The 18,457-nt window shown below is 68.3% G+C and carries 15 protein-coding genes; 14 read left to right on the plus strand and 1 reads right to left on the minus strand.

Annotated elements, in window-relative coordinates; translation table 11 throughout:
- The first annotated feature begins 134 nt into the window (after positions 1-134).
- The 13 genes from typA to QBL25_RS26645 all read left to right on the plus strand — a co-directional run bounded on the left by typA (position 135) and on the right by QBL25_RS26645 (position 15,693).
- Positions 135-2,009, plus strand: coding sequence for a translational GTPase TypA (typA, locus tag QBL25_RS26585; RefSeq protein WP_409059488.1), 1,875 nt, complete (start codon positions 135-137; stop codon positions 2,007-2,009).
- A gap of 647 nt (positions 2,010-2,656) precedes the next feature.
- Positions 2,657-4,282, plus strand: coding sequence for an ABC transporter substrate-binding protein (locus tag QBL25_RS26590; protein WP_409059489.1), 1,626 nt, complete (start codon positions 2,657-2,659; stop codon positions 4,280-4,282).
- Positions 4,283-4,372: 90 nt separating this feature from the next.
- A complete protein-coding gene (locus QBL25_RS26595) occupies positions 4,373-5,302 on the plus strand; it encodes an ABC transporter permease (protein WP_409059490.1) in 930 nt (309 codons plus the stop codon).
- Positions 5,295-6,251: an ABC transporter permease gene (locus QBL25_RS26600; RefSeq protein WP_409059491.1), complete on the plus strand. Its 957-nt coding sequence runs from the start codon at positions 5,295-5,297 to the stop codon at positions 6,249-6,251. Before QBL25_RS26595 ends, QBL25_RS26600 begins: the two co-directional genes overlap by 8 nt.
- Before the next feature lie 11 nt (positions 6,252-6,262).
- Positions 6,263-7,324, plus strand: coding sequence for an ABC transporter ATP-binding protein (locus tag QBL25_RS26605; RefSeq protein WP_409059492.1), 1,062 nt, complete (start codon positions 6,263-6,265; stop codon positions 7,322-7,324).
- The gene (locus tag QBL25_RS26610) at positions 7,317-8,465 is read left to right on the plus strand and encodes an ABC transporter ATP-binding protein (protein WP_409059493.1); all 1,149 of its coding nucleotides are present in this window, start codon (positions 7,317-7,319) and stop codon (positions 8,463-8,465) included. Before QBL25_RS26605 ends, QBL25_RS26610 begins: the two co-directional genes overlap by 8 nt.
- Before the next feature lie 139 nt (positions 8,466-8,604).
- A complete protein-coding gene (locus tag QBL25_RS26615) occupies positions 8,605-9,150 on the plus strand; it encodes a SigE family RNA polymerase sigma factor (protein WP_409059494.1) in 546 nt (181 codons plus the stop codon).
- Entirely contained in the window at positions 9,143-9,796 is a 654-nt protein-coding gene (locus QBL25_RS26620; RefSeq protein WP_409059495.1) for a hypothetical protein, read from the plus strand. Before QBL25_RS26615 ends, QBL25_RS26620 begins: the two co-directional genes overlap by 8 nt.
- 123 nt (positions 9,797-9,919) lie before the next feature.
- On the plus strand, positions 9,920-11,554 hold the full coding sequence (locus tag QBL25_RS26625) for an ABC transporter substrate-binding protein (RefSeq protein ID WP_409059496.1): 1,635 nt from the start codon (positions 9,920-9,922) through the stop codon (positions 11,552-11,554).
- Between the two features lie 66 nt (positions 11,555-11,620).
- The gene (locus QBL25_RS26630; protein ID WP_365861848.1) at positions 11,621-12,544 is read left to right on the plus strand and encodes an ABC transporter permease; all 924 of its coding nucleotides are present in this window, start codon (positions 11,621-11,623) and stop codon (positions 12,542-12,544) included.
- Positions 12,537-13,514 carry an ABC transporter permease gene (locus tag QBL25_RS26635; RefSeq protein WP_409059497.1) on the plus strand — a complete coding sequence of 326 codons (978 nt, stop codon included), beginning with the start codon at positions 12,537-12,539 and terminating at the stop codon, positions 13,512-13,514. Before QBL25_RS26630 ends, QBL25_RS26635 begins: the two co-directional genes overlap by 8 nt.
- Positions 13,515-13,520: 6 nt before the next feature.
- Positions 13,521-14,567: an ABC transporter ATP-binding protein gene (locus QBL25_RS26640; RefSeq protein ID WP_409059498.1), complete on the plus strand. Its 1,047-nt coding sequence runs from the start codon at positions 13,521-13,523 to the stop codon at positions 14,565-14,567.
- 52 nt (positions 14,568-14,619) lie between these two features.
- Positions 14,620-15,693: an ABC transporter ATP-binding protein gene (locus QBL25_RS26645; protein ID WP_409062789.1), complete on the plus strand. Its 1,074-nt coding sequence runs from the start codon at positions 14,620-14,622 to the stop codon at positions 15,691-15,693.
- Between the two features lie 159 nt (positions 15,694-15,852).
- Here the strand turns inward: QBL25_RS26645 and QBL25_RS26650 are convergent, their stop codons facing one another.
- A complete protein-coding gene (locus QBL25_RS26650; protein WP_409059499.1) occupies positions 15,853-18,036 on the minus strand; it encodes a prolyl oligopeptidase family serine peptidase in 2,184 nt (727 codons plus the stop codon).
- A gap of 149 nt (positions 18,037-18,185) precedes the next feature.
- Here QBL25_RS26650 and QBL25_RS26655 point away from each other — a divergent pair, with 149 nt between their 5' ends.
- Entirely contained in the window at positions 18,186-18,380 is a 195-nt protein-coding gene (locus QBL25_RS26655) for a hypothetical protein (protein WP_344521425.1), read from the plus strand.
- The last annotated feature ends 77 nt before the right edge of the window (positions 18,381-18,457 follow it).

Genomic DNA, 18,457 nt, shown 5'->3' on the forward strand with positions numbered 1-18,457 from the left:
GAGCCCCCCGCGGAGGTCACCTCCGCGTAAGGCACGTAGACTGGGGTGAGGCCGTGGCGTGTTCTGCCCGGCAGGGCACGCGTGCCAGACCGTACGCGCGGCCATCCACTCTTCCCGGGAGAAGCGCAGCTCGTATGCCCACGCGCCATGACATTCGTAATGTTGCCATCGTCGCCCACGTCGACCACGGCAAGACCACCCTGGTCGACGCCATGCTCAAGCAGGCCGGCTCCTTCGCCGCGCACGCAGCCGAGTCCCTCGACGACCGCATGATGGACTCGAACGACCTGGAGCGTGAGAAGGGCATCACGATCCTGGCCAAGAACACGGCCGTCAAGTACCACCCCAAGGATGGCGGCGACGTCATCACCATCAACATCATCGACACCCCCGGCCACGCCGACTTCGGTGGCGAGGTCGAGCGCGGCCTGTCGATGGTGGACGCGGTGGTGCTCCTCGTGGACGCCTCCGAGGGTCCGCTGCCCCAGACCCGCTTCGTGCTCCGCAAGGCCCTCGCGGCCAAGATGCCGGTCATCCTGTGCATCAACAAGACGGACCGTCCCGACTCGCGCATCGCCGAGGTCGTCGACGAGACGTACGACCTCTTCCTGGACCTCGACGCGGACGAGGACCAGATCGAGTTCCCGATCGTCTACGCCTGCGCCCGTGACGGCGTCGCCTCGCTGACCAAGCCGGAGGACGGCACCGTCCCGGCCGACAGCGAGAACCTCGAGCCGTTCTTCTCCACGATCCTGGACACCGTCCCGGCTCCGGAGTACGACGAGGACGCGCCGCTCCAGGCTCACGTCACGAACCTGGACGCCGACAACTTCCTCGGCCGTATCGCTCTCTGCCGTGTCGAGCAGGGCGAGCTGCGCAAGGGTCAGACCGTCACGTGGATCAAGCGCGACGGAACGCAGTCCAACGTCCGCATCACCGAGCTGATGATGACCGAGGCGCTCACCCGCAAGCCCGCCGAGAAGGCGGGCCCCGGTGACATCTGTGCCATCGCCGGTATCGCGGACATCATGATCGGCGAGACCCTCGCCGACCCCGAGAACCCGATCGCCCTGCCGCTCATCACGGTCGACGAGCCCGCGATCTCCATGACCATCGGCACCAACACCTCGCCGCTCGTCGGCAAGGGCGGCAAGGGCCACAAGGTCACCGCCCGCCAGGTGAAGGACCGTCTGGACAAGGAGCTCATCGGCAACGTCTCGCTCCGTGTCCTCGACACCGAGCGTCCCGACGCCTGGGAGGTCCAGGGCCGTGGTGAGCTCGCGCTCGCCATCCTGGTCGAGCAGATGCGCCGCGAGGGCTTCGAGCTGACCGTCGGCAAGCCCGAGGTCGTCACCAAGCAGATCGACGGCAAGACGTACGAGCCGATCGAGCGCATGACGATCGACTCGCCCGAGGAGCACCTCGGCGCCATCACGCAGCTGATGGCGACCCGCAAGGGCCGCATGGAGACGATGACCAACCACGGCTCCGGCTGGATCCGCATGGAGTGGATCGTCCCGTCCCGCGGCCTCATCGGCTTCCGTACGGAGTTCCTGACCCAGACCCGCGGCACCGGCATCGCGCACTCGATCTTCGAGGGCCACGAGCCGTGGTTCGGCGATCTGCGCACCCGTCACAACGGCTCGCTCGTCGCGGACCGCTCGGGCTCGGTCACGCCGTTCGCCATGGTCAACCTCCAGGAGCGCGGTGTCATCTTCACCGAGGCCGGCACCGAGGTGTACGAGGGCATGATCGTCGGCGAGAACTCGCGCGCCGACGACATGGACGTGAACATCACCAAGGAGAAGAAGCTCACCAACATGCGTGCGGCTTCCGCGGACACGACCGAGAACGTCGTGCCCGCCCGCAAGCTCTCCCTGGAGCAGTCGCTCGAGTTCTGCCGCGACGACGAGTGCATCGAGGTGACCCCGGAGACCGTGCGCATCCGCAAGGTCGTCCTGGACCAGAAGCAGCGCGGCCGCACCGCCTCGCGCGCCAAGCACGGCTAAGGCCGCGGCAAAGCCCGGCTAAAACCTCGGGCTCGCTCAACTGCCGCAGACGCCCGGCGAATTCGGCATCCGAGGCCGGTTTCCGCCTCTCCCCGGGGAGAAGCGGAGGCCGGCCTCTCGCGCGTCTGCGGGGGATACCCCTGTGCGGGGGCCTCAGCGGCACTACGCTGGCCCAGGCCTCCGGGGGTGACGGTTCCGTATCGTTCCCCCGCCGTCGCGACTCTCCGCGCATCTACGCGCGTCCGCGCCTTCGCCTCCGAAAGCGTCACGAGAAGCGTCACGAGCGGTCTTCCGCACGGCCCGCCGCAACCCGTTTTCCTGAGCCATCTGTCCGGAATACGGACACCGTTGACCGTTAGATGTGTAACACGTCCGTTTCGCAACCATCTATCTCGGATCGGTTTGTCCGGATTTTGGAAGTTGTACGCACCAGGTGTGATTGAACCGAGACCAAAAGAGTGTGGTCGGGCGGTACCTCATGGCTAATAGTTGACCGCGTATAGCTCGGGTCAATGGGTCACGCGCTGTGGGGAGCGCCGACTCACGAGCACACTGGGGTACTTCGATCTACGCGCCGTCAGGGGTGTCGGCGCGGTTTCTTGTACCCCCTCTTGTAGTGAACAAGTGGACTCATGAGGAGGAACCCCATGCGTGGTGCCAAGAGCGCCAAGTGGGTCGCGATAGCGGGTGTCGTGGCGCTGACGGCAACGGCCTGCGGCGGCGGCGACAGCGACAGCGGCAACAGTGGCAAGGTCGACCCCAAGGGGATCGTCAGCTACGCCAACGGCGAGCCGCAGAACGCCCTGCAGCCTTCCAACACCATGGAGGCGTACGGCAGCGTCGTCATCGACTCGCTCTTCACGGGCCTGGTCCACTACGACAAGCAGGGCAACATCACCTACGAGAACGCCGAGTCGGTCACCCCCGACAAGGACTCGAAGGTGTGGACCGTCAAGCTGAAGCCCGGCTGGAAGTTCCACAACGGTGAGGCCGTTACCGCCAAGTCGTACGTGGACGCCTGGAACTGGGCCGCAGACCCGGCCAACGGCCAGCAGAACAGTGCCTGGTACCGGGACATCGTCGGTTACGACAAGGTCCACCCGGAGAAGGGCAAGGCCAAGGCGAAGGCCATGGACGGCCTGAAGGTCGTCGACGACAACACCTTCACCATCACGCTGAACTCGGGCATCCCGTACTACGCGTACAAGCTCGTCTACGCGCCCTTCTACCCGCTGCCCTCGGGCGCGCTGAAGGACCCGAAGGGCTACGGCGAGAAGCCGGTCGGCAACGGTCCGTACAAGTTCAAGAGCTGGGACCACAAGAAGTCGATCCAGGTCACCGCCTGGCCGCAGTACAAGGGCTCCAACAAGCCCAAGAACGGCGGCGTGAACTTCAAGGCGTACAACAAGGACACGGCCGCGTACGCCGACCTGAAGTCGGACAACGTCGACTCCATGCCGATCGTGCCGAACAGCGAGATCGCCAACTTCAAGCAGGACTTCGGCGACCGCGCCATCGAGCAGGACTTCTCGGCGATCAACACGGTCAACTTCGCCTTCTACACGAAGCAGTGGAAGGACGTCGACGTCAAGGTCCTCCAGGGCCTGTCGATGGCGATCGACCGCGACACCATCGCCAAGACGGTGTTCAACGGCACGCGTGAGTCGGCCACCGGCTGGGTCGCCAAGGGCGTCAAGGGCTACCAGAACGACGCCTGTGGCGAGTTCTGCAAGTTCGACGCCAAGAAGGCCAAGCAGTCCATCAAGGACGGCGGCGGCGTTCCCGGCAACAAGATCCAGATCCAGTACAACGCGGACCAGCCGCACAAGGACTGGGTCGTCGCGGTCTGCAACTCGATCACCAACGCGACCGGCGTCAAGTGCGTCGGCGACCCGGTGACCGACTTCGCGGCGGACACGGAGATCCGTGACCAGAAGAAGGTCAAGTCGATGTACCGCTCCGGCTGGGTGCTCGACTACCCGTTCAACGGCAACTTCCTCGCCGACCTCTACGGCACGAACGTCGACGGCAACAAGGGCGGCTTCTCGGACAAGAAGTTCGACGAGCTGACCAAGAAGGCCGACGCGGCCAAGACGATCGACGAGTCCGCGAAGCTGTACGGCGAGGCCGAGAAGCAGCTCGTCAACACCTTCCCGGGCATTCCGCTCTGGTACAACAAGACGCTCTCCGCGTACTCGAACAACGTGAAGAAGATCGAGTTCGACCAGGCCGGTGACCCGATCCTCACCGAGGTCGAGGTCTTCGAGAAGTAGCAGTCGCCGGAGTTCCGTATCCGTGAAGCGACGCCCGGCGATCCCGGGCGTCGCTTCACGGACGGCTCCGCAATGGACGGAGGCACCACCATGGGGCGTTACGTCGCGAGGCGACTGCTCCAGATGATCCCGGTCTTCATCGGGACAACCCTGCTGATCTTCCTGATGGTCAACGTGCTGCCCGGCGACCCGGTCGCGGCACTCTGGGGAGACAAGCCGCCAGACCCTGCACAGGTGGCGCAGATCAAGCACGACCGCGGGCTCGATCTGCCGCTGTGGCAGCAGTATTTCCACTACATGGGCGGTTTGCTGCAGGGCGATTTCGGCAACACCATCGCCGGTAACCGGCCGATCCTCGACGAGATCACGCAGGCCTTCCCGGTCTCCGCGCGGCTCGCCGCCATGGCCTGGACGTTCGAGCTCGTCGTCGGCATCAGCCTGGGCGTACTGGCCGGGGTGAAGCGAGGACGCATCCTCGACAACTCTGTGACGCTCTTCACGCTGCTCGTGATCTCCGTGCCGATCTTCGTGTTCGGCCTGTTCCTCCAGCTGATCTTCGGCAACCAGCTCGGCTGGGTGACGCCGACGGTCCAGGACTCGGAGAACTTCGGCGAGCTGATCCTGCCGGCCCTCGTGCTCGGCCTCGTCGGTCTGGCGTACGTGGCGCGGCTCAGCCGCACCTCCATCGCCGAGAACCGGCAGGCGGACTACATCCGTACGGCTGTCGCCAAGGGTCTGCCGCGCAAGCGGATCATCACCCGGCACCTGCTGCGCAACTCGCTGATCCCGGTGGTCACCTACCTCGGCACGGACATCGGCACCCTGATGGGTGGCGCGGTCATCACCGAGGGCATCTTCAACGTGACCGGCGTCGGAAATCTGCTCTACCGAGCGTTGTTCCAGCGCGAGGGAGCCGTCATCGTCGGAGTTGTCACCGTCCTGGTGCTCGTGTACCTCCTCGCCAGCCTGCTCGTCGACCTGCTTTACGCGGTCCTGGACCCGAGGATCCGTTATGCCTGACATCACCAAGACCGCAGCCACGGACGACCAGGCCGTCATCGCCGCGGACGTGGCCGCCGTCGCCGACGCGGGCGAGGCGCCCGGCAAGCCGCGCAGCCTCTGGGACGACGCCTGGCGCGATCTGCGCCGCAGGCCGCTGTTCCTCATCTCGTCGGCGCTCATCCTGGTGCTGCTGCTCGTGGCGGCCTTCCCCGGTCTGTTCACCAGCGCGAGTCCGAGTTCAGGCGACCTGACGAACCACTTCCTCCAGAAGCCCAACCTCGGTCACGTCTTCCAGCCGGACTGGTTCGGCTACGACCGCCAGGGGCGCAGCATCTACGCCCGCGTGGTGTACGGCGCACGTAACTCGATCATGGTCGGCCTCGGCGTGACCATCCTGGTCACCCTCTTCGGCGGCCTGGTCGGCATGCTCGCCGGATACTTCGGCGGATTCTGGGACAGCCTGCTGTCCCGGCTCATCGACGTGTTCTTCGGCATCCCGTTCCTGCTCGGCGCCATGGTCGTCCTGAACGCCTTCACCGAGCGCAACGTCTGGGTGATCACGGGCGCGCTGGCCTTCCTGGGCTGGACGCAGATCGCCCGCGTCATGCGCGGTGCGGTGATCACGACGAAGCACTCGGACTACGTGGTGGCGGCACGTGCCCTCGGAGCGGACACCAAGCGGATCCTCTTCCGGCACATCCTGCCGAACGCCATCGCCCCGGTCATCGTCATCTCGACCATCGCGCTCGGCACCTACATCGTCGCCGAGTCGACGCTGTCCTACCTGGGCCTCGGCTTCGGTGACGACGCGCTCTCCTGGGGCGGCGACATCTCCGACGCCCTCAGCGACATCCGGAACAACCCGCACACGCTGATCTTCCCCGCCGGGATGCTCAGCATGACCGTGCTGGCGTTCATCATGCTCGGCGACGCCGTACGCGAAGCCCTCGACCCGAAGCTGCGCTGAGGGAGGCGTAAATGACCAGCATCGACATCAAGGAAGACTCGGTTCCCGCCCCCCGCTCGGGCGAGGAAAAGAGCGGCAGGCTCCTGGACGTCAGGGACCTGCACGTCGAGTTCCACACCCGCGAAGGTGTGGTCAAGGCAGTCAACGGCGTCAACTACAGCGTGGACGCGGGCGAGACGCTCGCCGTCCTCGGTGAGTCCGGTTCCGGCAAGTCCGTGACGGCCCAGGCCATCATGGGCATCCTCGACATGCCGCCCGGCAAGATCCCGCAGGGCGAGATCCTGTTCCGGGGCCAGGACATGCTGAAGATGTCCGGCGAGGAGCGCAGGAAGATCCGCGGCCGCAAGATCGCGATGATCTTCCAGGACGCGCTCTCGTCCCTCAACCCCGTGCTCTCGGTGGGCTACCAGCTCGGCGAGATGTTCCGGGTGCACGACGGGCTCAGCCGCAAGGAAGCCAAGGCCAAGGCCGTCGAGCTCATGGAGCGGGTGAAGATCCCGGCCGCCAAGGAGCGGGTGAACGACTACCCGCACCAGTTCTCCGGCGGTATGCGCCAGCGCATCATGATCGCGATGGCGCTCGCCCTCGAACCCGACCTGATCATCGCGGACGAGCCCACCACGGCTCTCGACGTGACGGTCCAGGCGCAGGTCATGGACCTGCTGGCGGACCTTCAGCGCGAGTACAACATGGGCCTGATCCTGATCACCCACGACCTCGGCGTGGTCGCCGACGTCGCGGACAAGATCGCGGTGATGTACGCGGGCCGGATCGTCGAGACGGCGCCGGTCCACGAGCTCTACAAGCGCCCCGCGCACCCGTACACGCGCGGTCTGCTCGAGTCGATTCCCCGGCTCGACCAGAAGGGCCAGGAGCTCTACGCGATCAAGGGCCTGCCGCCCAACCTGCTCCGCATCCCGTCGGGCTGCGCCTTCAACCCGCGCTGCCCCAAGGCCGAGGACATCTGCCGTACGGACGTCCCGCCGCTGGTGCAGGTGACGGAGCGGGACGGCGCGGAACTGCCGGGCCGCGGCAGCGCGTGCCACTTCTGGAAGGAGACGATCCATGGCTGAGCTCAAGAAGACGGGCGAGCCTCAGGACGCGACCCCGAACGTCTCCGAGGTGGAAACGGTCGACGCGGCCACCGCCGAGGAGGCCGTCGCGGCCATCGAGGCGCCGGTCGGGCGCGGCGAGCCGATCCTCCAGGTCCGCAACCTGGTCAAGCACTTCCCGCTCACGCAGGGAATCCTGATCAAGAAGCAGATCGGCGCGGTCAAGGCGGTCGACGGCATCTCGTTCGACCTTTACCAGGGCGAGACGCTGGGCATCGTGGGCGAGTCCGGCTGTGGCAAGTCCACGGTCGCCAAGCTCCTGATGACGCTGGAGCGTGCCACGGCCGGCGAGGTCTTCTACAAGGGCCAGGACATCACCAAGCTGTCCGGGCGCGCGCTGAAGGCGGTCCGCCGCAACATCCAGATGGTGTTCCAGGACCCGTACACCTCGCTCAACCCGCGTATGACGGTGGGCGACATCATCGGGGAGCCCTTCGAGATCCACCCCGAGGTGGCTCCCAAGGGCTCGCGCCGCCAGAAGGTCCAGGACCTCCTGGACGTGGTGGGCCTGAACCCGGAGTACATCAACCGCTACCCGCACCAGTTCTCGGGCGGTCAGCGCCAGCGCATCGGCATCGCCCGCGGTCTGGCCCTGAACCCCGAGATCATCATCTGCGACGAGCCGGTCTCGGCCCTGGACGTTTCCGTCCAGGCCCAGGTCATCAACCTGATGGAGAAGCTCCAGGACGAGTTCAACCTCTCCTACCTCTTCATCGCGCACGACCTGTCGATCGTCCGGCACATCTCGGACCGCGTGGGCGTGATGTACCTCGGCAAGATGGCGGAGATCGGCTCCGACGAGCAGATCTACGAGCACCCGACGCACCCGTACACGCAGGCGCTGCTCTCCGCCGTGCCGGTGCCGGACCCGGAGGCCCGCGAGGGCCGCGAGCGCATCATCCTCACCGGTGACGTGCCGTCCCCCGCGAACCCGCCCTCGGGCTGCCGCTTCCGCACCCGCTGCTGGAAGGCGGAGGCGAAGTGCGCGGAGGAGACCCCGCTGCTCGCGATCCCGCAGCGCTTCGCGGGCCAGGACACCCCGGCGGCCCACGAGTCGGCGTGTCACTTCGCGGAGGAGAAGGACGTCGTGCACGCGGCGTAGCTCTGCCCCGGCTCATGGCCGTACGCAATGGGGACGCCCGGAACCACCAGGTTCCGGGCGTCCCCATTTTCGCGCGTAACGTCTGGGCGCCGCCGGGCGTGAAGGTGTCAGGAGATGACCTAGGGACGGACGGGGGACGATGACGCAGCGACCGGAAGGGCCCGACCAGGCCACCGACCACGCGCAGGAGTTCGACGCGTTCTACGCCGCCACCGCCAAGAGGATGGTCGCCGCGGTCTACGCGATGACCGGTGATCTGGCGGAGGCGGAGGACGCGGTGCAGGAGGCGTACGTACGGGCGTGGCAGCGGTGGGAGCGGCTGACGCGGGAAGGGGATCCGCTGCCGTGGGTGCGGACGGTGGCCTCGCGGCTCGCCATCAGTACCTGGCGCCGGACCAGGAACCGGCTGCGGGCGCAGCTCAGGCACGGTGTCGCGCCCGACGCCCCGGAGCTCTCCGCGGACCGGGTGGCCCTGCTCGCGGCGCTGCGTGAGCTGCCGCCGCAGCAGCGCCGGGCGGTGGTGCTGCATCACCTGCTCGACCTCCCCGTGGAACAGGTCGCCCGGGAGACGGGCGCGTCGAACGGGGCGGTGCGCACCCGGCTGAGCCGGGCCCGCAAGGCGCTGGGGGAGCGCCTGACCGACAGGACTGCTTTCACCGCGGAAGGGGCGGCCCACCATGGCTGAGGTCGAAGAGCTGCTGGACGACGTGACGGTACGGATGCCGAGCGGCGCGGAGCTGCGGGCGCGGGGCGGCAGGCGGACCGTGCGGCGGCGGGCGGCTGGGGGAGCGGCTGTCGCGGCGGTGCTCGCGGGCGCGCTGACGTGGGGTGCGGTCTCGGGCGGAGGAGGCGGCGACGGCAGGGAGGTGAGGCCCGCGGTCACGCCGACGAAGAACCCGTTCAAGGTGGGCGGGGTCGTGCGCCTGCTGTCGCCCGAGCTGATGCCGCAGGACGCGAAGTGGCACTGGAAGGGCATGGAGGAGGAGATGCCGGATCTGCCACTGCCGCGGGTGGGCTTCGAGAACAGCTGCCCGGGTTCGCACACCGCGGGGAAGGCGCCCGGCCAGGTCCAGTACGGCACGGAGTACTACAGCGAGAAGGACGCCGGGGCCCGGCAGCGCGTCACCGAGTACGACCGTGTGTCCGTCGCGGCGGACGAGGTCTCGCTCCTGCGCCGGACGCTGACCGAATGCGGCCTGCGGGAGCAGACGGAGGGGGTGACCCCCTACTGGTCCGGCACCACCGCGTCCTCGTCACGGCTGCGGGTGACGGTCGAGCGCTGGCGGGAGTGGGTCTCCGTGGTGGAGGTCGAGGTGGAGGGGTGGGACTGACGCGGCGGCGGTGGAGGTTATCGCGTCGGCTCCCCCGGAAAGACCCCATCAAGATGCGCGGCGCCCGGCATTGGGGTGTATTTGGGCCTAAGTGAGGCTTAGGTCTGAAAAGGGAGGCTCTCCATGCGTGGAGCCACGCACGCCAAGTGGGCCGCATGTGCGGTGACCGTCGCGCTCGCGGCGACTGCCTGTGGCGGAGGCGGGGACAGCGGCGGCGGTGGCGGCGACGGCTCCGGGATCGTGGGGTCCTCCTGGGGTGATCCGCAGAACCCGCTGGAGCCCGCCAACACCAACGAGGTGCAGGGCGGCAAGGTGCTCGACATGATCTTCCGGGGTCTCATGCGGTACGACCCGAAGACCGGCGAGGCCAAGAACATGATCGCCGAGAAGATCGACACCAAGGACTCGCAGAACTTCACCGTGAAGATCAAGGACGGGTGGACGTTCAGCAACGGCGAAAAGGTCACCGCGAAGTCCTTCGTCGACGCCTGGAATTACGGCGCCCATCTGAAGAACAACCAGAAGAACGCCTACTTCTTCGGCTACATCGAGGGCTACGACAAGGTCCACCCGGAGAAGGGCGACGCCACCGCCGACAAGCTCTCCGGCCTCAAGGTCGTCGACGACACCAGCTTCACGGTGAAGCTCACGCAGAAGTTCTCCACCTGGCCCAAGACCCTCGGCTATCCGGCATTCGCGCCCCTGCCCAAGGCGTTCTACGACGACCACGACGCCTGGCTCGCCAAGCCCGTCGGAAACGGCCCGTACACCGTCGACTCGTACGACAAGGGCTCCAAGATGGCCCTGCGGAAGTGGGACGACTACAAGGGCGACGACAAGGCGAAGAACGGCGGCGTGGACCTCAAGGTCTACACCGACAACAACACCGCCTACACGGACCTGATGGCGGGCAACCTCGACCTCGTCGACGACGTTCCCGCGTCCCAGCTCAAGAACGCCAAGAACGACCTGGGTGACCGCTACATCAACACCCCGGCCGGCATCATCCAGACGCTCGCTTTCCCCTTCTACGACAGCAAGTGGTCGAAGGCGGGAACGGAGAAGGTCCGGCAGGGACTCTCCATGGCGATCAACCGCGAGCAGATCACCGAGACCATCTTCCAGAAGACCCGCACCCCGGCCACCGACTGGACGTCCCCGGTGCTCGGCGAGGCCGGCGGCTACAAGTCCGGCCTCTGCGGCGACCCCTGCAAGTACGACGCGGCCAAGGCCAAGAAGCTGATCGCGGACGGCGGCGGCATCCCCGGCGGCACGCTGAAGATCACGTACAACGCGGACACCGGCTCGCACAAGGAATGGGTCGACGCGGTCTGCAACTCCATCAACAAGGCCCTCGGAAACGACAAGTCCTGCGTCGGAAGCCCGGTCGGCACCTTCGCCGACTTCCGCAGCAAGGCCTCCCAGCAGAAGCTGGACGGCGCCTGGCGCGCGGGCTGGCAGATGGACTACCCGCTGATCCAGAACTTCCTCCAGCCGCTGTACTACACGGACGCCCCGTCCAACGACGGCAAGTGGTCCGACAAGGAATTCGACGAGCTCGTCGACAAGGCCAACGCCGAGACCGACACCAAGAAGGCCGTCTCCACGTTCCAGGACGCCGAAAAGGTGCTCGCCGACCAGATGGCGGTCATTCCGCTCTGGTACCAGAACGGCAGCGCCGGCTATTCGGAGAAGATCTCCGACGTGGCCCTGAACCAGTTCAGCGTCCCGGTCTACAACGAGATCAAGGTCAGCTGAGGCCCAGGGAGCGGTCGTCCGGCGTCGCGCGCCGGACGACCGCTCCCATTACTTCCGGAGCCCCTCATGGGACGTTATGTGATCCGGCGTCTGCTGCAGATGATCCCGGTCTTCTTCGGCGCCACGCTGCTGATCTTCCTGATGGTGAACGTGATGGGCGACCCCATCGCGGGACTGTGCGGGGACCGAAAGTGCGACCCCGCGACGGCCACCCAGCTGAAGAAGGAGTTCGGCCTCGACAAACCCGTGTGGCAGCAATACGCGACCTACATGGGCAATGTCTTCACCGGTGATTTCGGCACGGCCTTCAACGGCCAGAAGGTCACCGAGCTGATGTCGACGGCCTTCCCGCTCACGATCCGCCTGACGCTCGTCGCGATCGTCTTCGAGATCGTCATCGGCATCTCCCTGGGCGTGGTGACCGGACTGCGGCGCGGGCGGCCCATCGACACCGTGGTCCTGCTCCTGACGCTCGTCGTCATCGCGATCCCCACGTTCGTCACCGGCCTGCTGCTCCAGCTGCTGCTCGGCGTCGAATGGGGCGTCATCAAACCCTCCGTCTCCTCGGAGGCACCGGTCAACGAACTCATCGTGCCGGGGCTCGTGCTCGCCTCGGTGTCCCTGGCCTACGTCACCCGGCTCACCCGGACCTCCATCGCCGAGAACCGCCGCGCCGACTACGTCCGTACGGCCATCGCGAAGGGGCTCCCCAGGCGCCGCGTCATCACCCGGCACCTGCTGCGCAATTCACTCATCCCGGTGGTCACCTTCATCGGCACGGACATCGGCGCCCTGATGGGCGGCGCGATCGTCACCGAGCGGATCTTCAACATCCACGGCGTCGGCTTCCAGCTCTACCAGGGGATCCTCCGCCAGAGCACCCAGACCGTCGTCGGCTTCGTGACCGTCCTCGTCCTGGTCTTCCTGGTGGCCAACCTGATCGTCGACCTCCTGTACGCCGTACTCGACCCGAGGATCCGCTATGCCTGAACCCCGAGAGCCAGACGGAGCCATCGCCCCGACCGGTGCGGGCGGCGCGATGGACCTCGCGGCGACCGAGGGGGCGACGCTGGAGAAGACCCCCGGGGGACCGGCGGGCACCGGCCCCTCGTCCCCGGCCCGCAGCCTGTGGTCCGACGCCTGGCACGAGCTGCGGCGCAACCCGGTCTTCATCATCTCGGGCCTCATCATCCTCTTCCTCGTCTTCATCTCCCTCTGGCCGTCCGCGATCGCCTCCGGCAACCCGCTCGACTGCGATCTCTCCAACGCCCAGAAGGGCTCCGCCGCCGGGCACCCCTTCGGCTTCGACGGCCAGGGCTGCGACGTCTACACGCGGACCGTGTACGGCGCCCGCGCCTCGGTCACCGTCGGCGTCTGCGCCACGCTCGGCGTCGCGATCCTGGGCAGTGTGCTCGGCGGTCTCGCGGGCTTCTTCGGCGGGTTCTGGGACGCGATCCTCTCCCGCATCACCGACGTCTTCTTCGCCATCCCCGTCGTGCTCGGCGGCCTGGTGCTCCTGTCGGTCGTCACCAGCAACACCGTCTGGCCGGTGATCGGCTTCATGGTCCTGCTCGGCTGGCCGCAGCTCTCGCGCATCGCCCGGGGGTCGGTCATCACCGCCAAGCAGAACGACTACGTCCAGGCGGCCCGCGCGCTCGGGGCCTCCAACTCGCGGATGCTGCTGCGGCACATCGCGCCGAACGCGGTCGCCCCGGTGATCGTCGTGGCCACCATCGCCCTCGGCACGTACATCGCCCTGGAGGCGACCCTCTCGTACCTCGGCGTCGGTCTGAAGCCGCCGACCGTCAGCTGGGGCATCGACATCTCGGCCGCCTCCCAGTACATCCGCAACGCCCCGCACATGCTGCTCTGGCCCGCCGGAGCGCTTGCGATCACCGTGCTCGCGTTCATCATGCTCGGCGACGCGGTGCGCGACGCCCTCGACCCCAAGCTGAGGTAGGCGCCCATGGCAACCGTGGCATCCGAGGCGTCCGCATCCGGAGCGCCCGGCACAGCGAAGCTGCTCGAAGTGCGCGACCTGCACGTGGAGTTCCGGACCCGGGACGGCGTGGCCAAGGCCGTCAACGGCGTCGACTACACGGTCGGCGAGGGCGAGACGCTCGCCGTGCTCGGCGAGTCCGGGTCCGGCAAGTCCGTGACCGCGCAGGCCATCATGGGCATCCTCGACATGCCGCCCGGCAAGATCACCGGCGGCGAGATCCTCTTCAAGGGCCAGGACCTCCTCAAGCTCAAGCCCGAGGAGCGGCGCAGGACGCGCGGCGCCGGCATGGCGATGATCTTCCAGGACGCCCTGTCGTCCCTGAACCCCGTGCTCAGCGTCGGCCAGCAGCTCGGCGAGATGTACGTGGTCCACCAGGGGATGTCCCGCAAGGACGCCAAGGCCAAGGCCGTCGAGCTGATGGACCGGGTGCGCATCCCGGCCGCGAAGGAACGCGTCGGGCAGTATCCCCACCAGTTCAGCGGCGGCATGCGCCAGCGCATCATGATCGCCATGGCGATGGCGCTCGAACCCTCGCTGATCATCGCCGACGAACCGACCACCGCCCTGGACGTCACCGTCCAGGCCCAGGTGATGGACCTCCTGGCCGAGCTCCAGCGCGAGCTGCACATGGGCCTGATCCTCATCACCCACGACCTGGGCGTCGTGGCGGACGTCGCCGACACCATCGCCGTCATGTACGCGGGCCGCATCGTCGAGAAGGCCCCCGTCCACGAGATCTACAAGGCGCCCGCGCACCCGTACACGCGCGGCCTCCTGGAGTCGATCCCCCGGCTCGACCAGAAGGGCCAGGAGCTCTACGCGATCAAGGGCCTGCCGCCCAACCTCATGAACATCCCGCCGGGCTGCGCCTTCAACCCCCGCTGCCCGATGGCCCAGGACGTGTGCAGGACCGACGTGCCGCCGCTCCACCAGGTGGCGTACGAGGGTCTGGCCGCCGACCGCAGGAGCGCCTGCCACTTCTGGAAGGAGACGCTCGATGCCGCACGGTGAGCACGTCAGCAAGAGGCAGCTGGAGGAGGAGGGCGAGACGGCGCGGCAGCTGATGCACAAGGCGCGGGCCGAGAGCGAGTTCGCCGCGCACGGCTCGGCGTCGGGCCGTGAGCCGATCCTCCAGGTGCGGGGTCTGGTCAAGCACTACCCGCTCACCCAGGGCATCGTCATCCGCAAGCAGGTGGGTGCGGTCAAGGCCGTGGACGGCGTCGACTTCGACCTCGGCCGGGGCGAGACGCTCGGCATCGTGGGGGAGTCGGGCTGCGGCAAGTCGACGGTCGCCAAGATGCTGGTGAACCTGGAGCGGCCCACGGCGGGCGAGATCCGCTACAAGGGCGAGGACATCACCAAGCTGTCCGGGCGCGCGCTGAAGGCCGTGCGGCGCAACATCCAGATGGTGTTCCAGGACCCCTACACCTCGCTGAACCCCCGCATGACGGTCGGCGACATCATCGGGGAGCCGTACGAGATCCATCCCGAGGTCGCGCCGAAGGGCTCGCGGCGGCAGAAGGTGCAGGAACTGCTCGACGTGGTCGGGCTGAACCCGGAGTACATCAACCGCTATCCGCACCAGTTCTCCGGCGGCCAGCGCCAGCGCATCGGCATCGCGCGTGGCCTCGCGCTGCGGCCCGAGATCATCGTGGCCGACGAGCCGGTCTCGGCCCTCGATGTCTCGGTGCAGGCGCAGGTGGTGAACCTCCTGGACCAGCTCCAGAACGAGTTCGACCTGTCGTACGTGTTCATCGCCCACGACCTGTCGATCGTGCGGCACATCTCCGACCGGGTCGGCGTGATGTACCTGGGCCGGATCGTCGAGATCGGCTCCGAGGACGAGATCTACGAACACCCGACGCACCCGTACACGCAGGCGCTGCTCTCGGCGGTGCCGGTGCCCGACCCCGAGGCGCGCGACCACCGCGAGCGGATCATCCTGAGCGGGGACGTGCCGTCCCCGGCGAACCCGCCCTCGGGCTGCCGCTTCCGCACCCGGTGCTGGAAGGCACGGGAACGCTGCGCCCTGGAGGTCCCGGTCCTGGCCGTCCCCGCGGAGTTCCGGGACGTCACGGGCCCCGCGGCCCACGACTCGGCCTGCCACTTCGCGGAGGAGAAGCAGGTGGTGCCGTAGCCCGGCGAGGCCGGCGCCGAGCGGCAAGGAAACATACGGGCAACCCCGGCGACCCCGTCCCGCCACACACACCCGGCAGGCTGAGGAACGTACGGCCGTGCGGGTGCCGTAGACCGGCCGGGGCAAGCCATGTCGCCCCGGCCGGTCGTCTTGCCGGGGTCAGGGGCGGGGGAGGCCCAGCGAGCGCTTCAGGAAGTCGACCTGGAGCAGCAGCAGGTTCTCCGCGACCTGTTCCTGCGGGGTCATGTGCGTCACCCCGGAGAGCGGCAGGACCTCGTGCGGGCGGCCCGCGGCGAGCAGCGCCGACGACAGCCGCAGGGCGTGCGCCACCACCACGTTGTCGTCCGCGAGGCCGTGCACGATCATCAGCGGCCGGTGCGGGCCCTCCGGCGCCACCAGGCCCTCCTCGGTCACCAGCGAGCTCAGGGCGTACGCCTGCGGGTCCTCCCCGGGGTCGCCGAGGTACCGCTCGGTGTAGTGCGTGTCGTACAGGTGCCAGTCCGTCACCGGCGCCCCCGCCACCCCCGCGTGGAAGACGTCGGGGCGGCGCAGGACCGCGAGCCCGGCGAGGTAGCCGCCGTAGGACCAGCCCCGGATGCCCACCCGCTCCAGATCGAGCGGATGGTCGGCGGCCAGGCCCTGGAGCGCGTCCACCTGGTCGTCCAGGGTCAGCGTGAAGTCCCGGCGGATCTCCTTCTCCCAGGCGGGGGAGCGGCCCGGGGTGCCCCGGCCGTCGGCGACGACCACCGCGAAACCCTGGTCGGCGAACCACTGGGACGTGAGGTACGCGTTGTGGGCCGCGAGGACCCGCTGGCCGTGCGGGCCGCCGTACGGATCGAGGAGCACGGGCAGGGGGCCCGAACCCTCCTGGTAGTCCGTGGGGAGCAGGACGGCGCACGGGATCTTGCGTGCGCCCCCCTCGGTCAACGTCACGCGCGGGGTGAGCCCCGGATGGCGCGCGTGCGAGGCGATGACGGCCACCTGCTTGCCGTCACGCAGCACCTGGATCCGGGAGCCCGCCTCACCCGGCGTGGCCGACACGAGCACCGTGAGGCCGCCCGCGCGCACCGCCGAGTGCACCCCCGGCTCGGCGGAGACCCGCTCGACGCCCAGCTCGTTGACCCGGTAGACGTGCACCTCGCCGGTCTCCGGAGCCGCGGCCGCCGCGCCCGCCGACGCCGAGACGAGCACGTCGTCGTCGGCCACGTCGAGCACCGCGCGCACATGCAGCTGCGGGCCCGTCAGCGGGCGTTCGCCCACCGCGAGCACCCGCGCGCCGCCCTCGTCCACGATCCGCACGAGACGCCCGCTGGGGGACCAGGACGGCGCGCCCGGGAAGAGTTCGAGCCACTGCGGATCCTCCTCCGCGTGCACCATCCGGGTCGACCCGTCGTCCGGGTCCACCGCCAGATAGAGCTGGCTGAGCTGGTCCCTCGACTGGACGAGGAGCAGCGGCGCCCCGGCCGCCGACCAGTGCACCCGCGCCAGGTACGGATAGCGGGCGCGGTCCCACGTCACCTCGGTGCGCGTGCCGTCCAGGTCGACGACGAAGAGCCGTACGTCCGCGTTGGCCGTGCCCGCCGCCGGGTACGCCACCCGCGCGGGCTCCGTCTCCGGGTGCGCGGGGTCGGCGATCCACCAGCGCCGCACCGGAGCGTCGTCGGCGCGCGCGACCAGCAGCCGGTCCGACTCCGGAGACCACCAAAAGCCCCGCGACCGCTGCATCTCCTCGGCCGCGATGAACTCCGCGAGGCCGTACGTCACGGTCTGGCTCTCGACGGAGTCCGGCTCCGGCTCGATCAGCGCCCGGTCACCCTCGCCGTCCGCGCCCGTCACCCGCAGGGCGCCGCCGGCGACGTACGCGATGTGGCGCCCGTCGGGCGAGGGGCGCGGGTCGATCACCGGCGCGGGGGCGGGCAGTTCGCGCGCCGTGCCCACCCGCAGCTCCGCGGCGAAGAGCCGCCCGGAGAGCGCGAAGGCGGCGAGCTCCACCGCCGCGTCCGTCGCGTAGCCCACGATGCCCGCGCCGCCCTCGCGGCTGCGCTCACGGCGGGCCCGCTCCTCGGCGGAGAGCCGCTCGACGGCGCCCTTCAGCAGGGCCCGGGGGTCGGCCGCCACCCGCTCGGCGGCGCCGTCCGCCAGGTCGAGGACCCAGAGTTGGTTCGCCCGGTCCGTGCCCGACGGCGAGCGCAGGAAGGCGACGCGGGACCCGTCCGGCGCCACCGTGAACGCGCGGGGCGCACCGAGAGTGAAGCGTTGCGTGCGGGCGTGCAGGCGGGGGAAGGAGAGCCGCGGCGCGTGACTCTCGGCGGGCCCGGCGGTTCCGGGCGTCTCGGTGGTCATCCTCCGAGCCTATGGGGCATGCGCCCCCCTGTGCTGCCATGCTCCGAGTCATGCGGACCCACGGATAGTTATGATCCGTAGCGCTTAGTGGGTATGTACCTGCTGGCGTCCGCACTGGTGCAGGGTCTGGGACTTGGAGGTGAGCCGCCGTGGCACTCTCGATTTCGGCGGTGGTGCTGCTGGCGATCATTGTCTTCTTGCTGGTCAAGAAGTCAGGGTTGAAAGCGGGCCACATGATCGTCTGTGTCTTGCTCGGCTTCTATCTGGCGAGCTCCTCCATCGCCCCGACGATCAACGAGCTGACGACGAACGTGGCGGGGATGATCGGCGACATCAAGTTCTGATCCGCTTCTGATCCGCGCGCACCACGTTCCGGTCGGAGCGCAGCACGTTCCGACCGGTGCGCGGGGTGCTCGTAGGG

The organism is Streptomyces sp. SYP-A7185 (genome assembly GCF_046103685.1).
Lineage (GTDB): Bacteria > Actinomycetota > Actinomycetes > Streptomycetales > Streptomycetaceae > Streptomyces.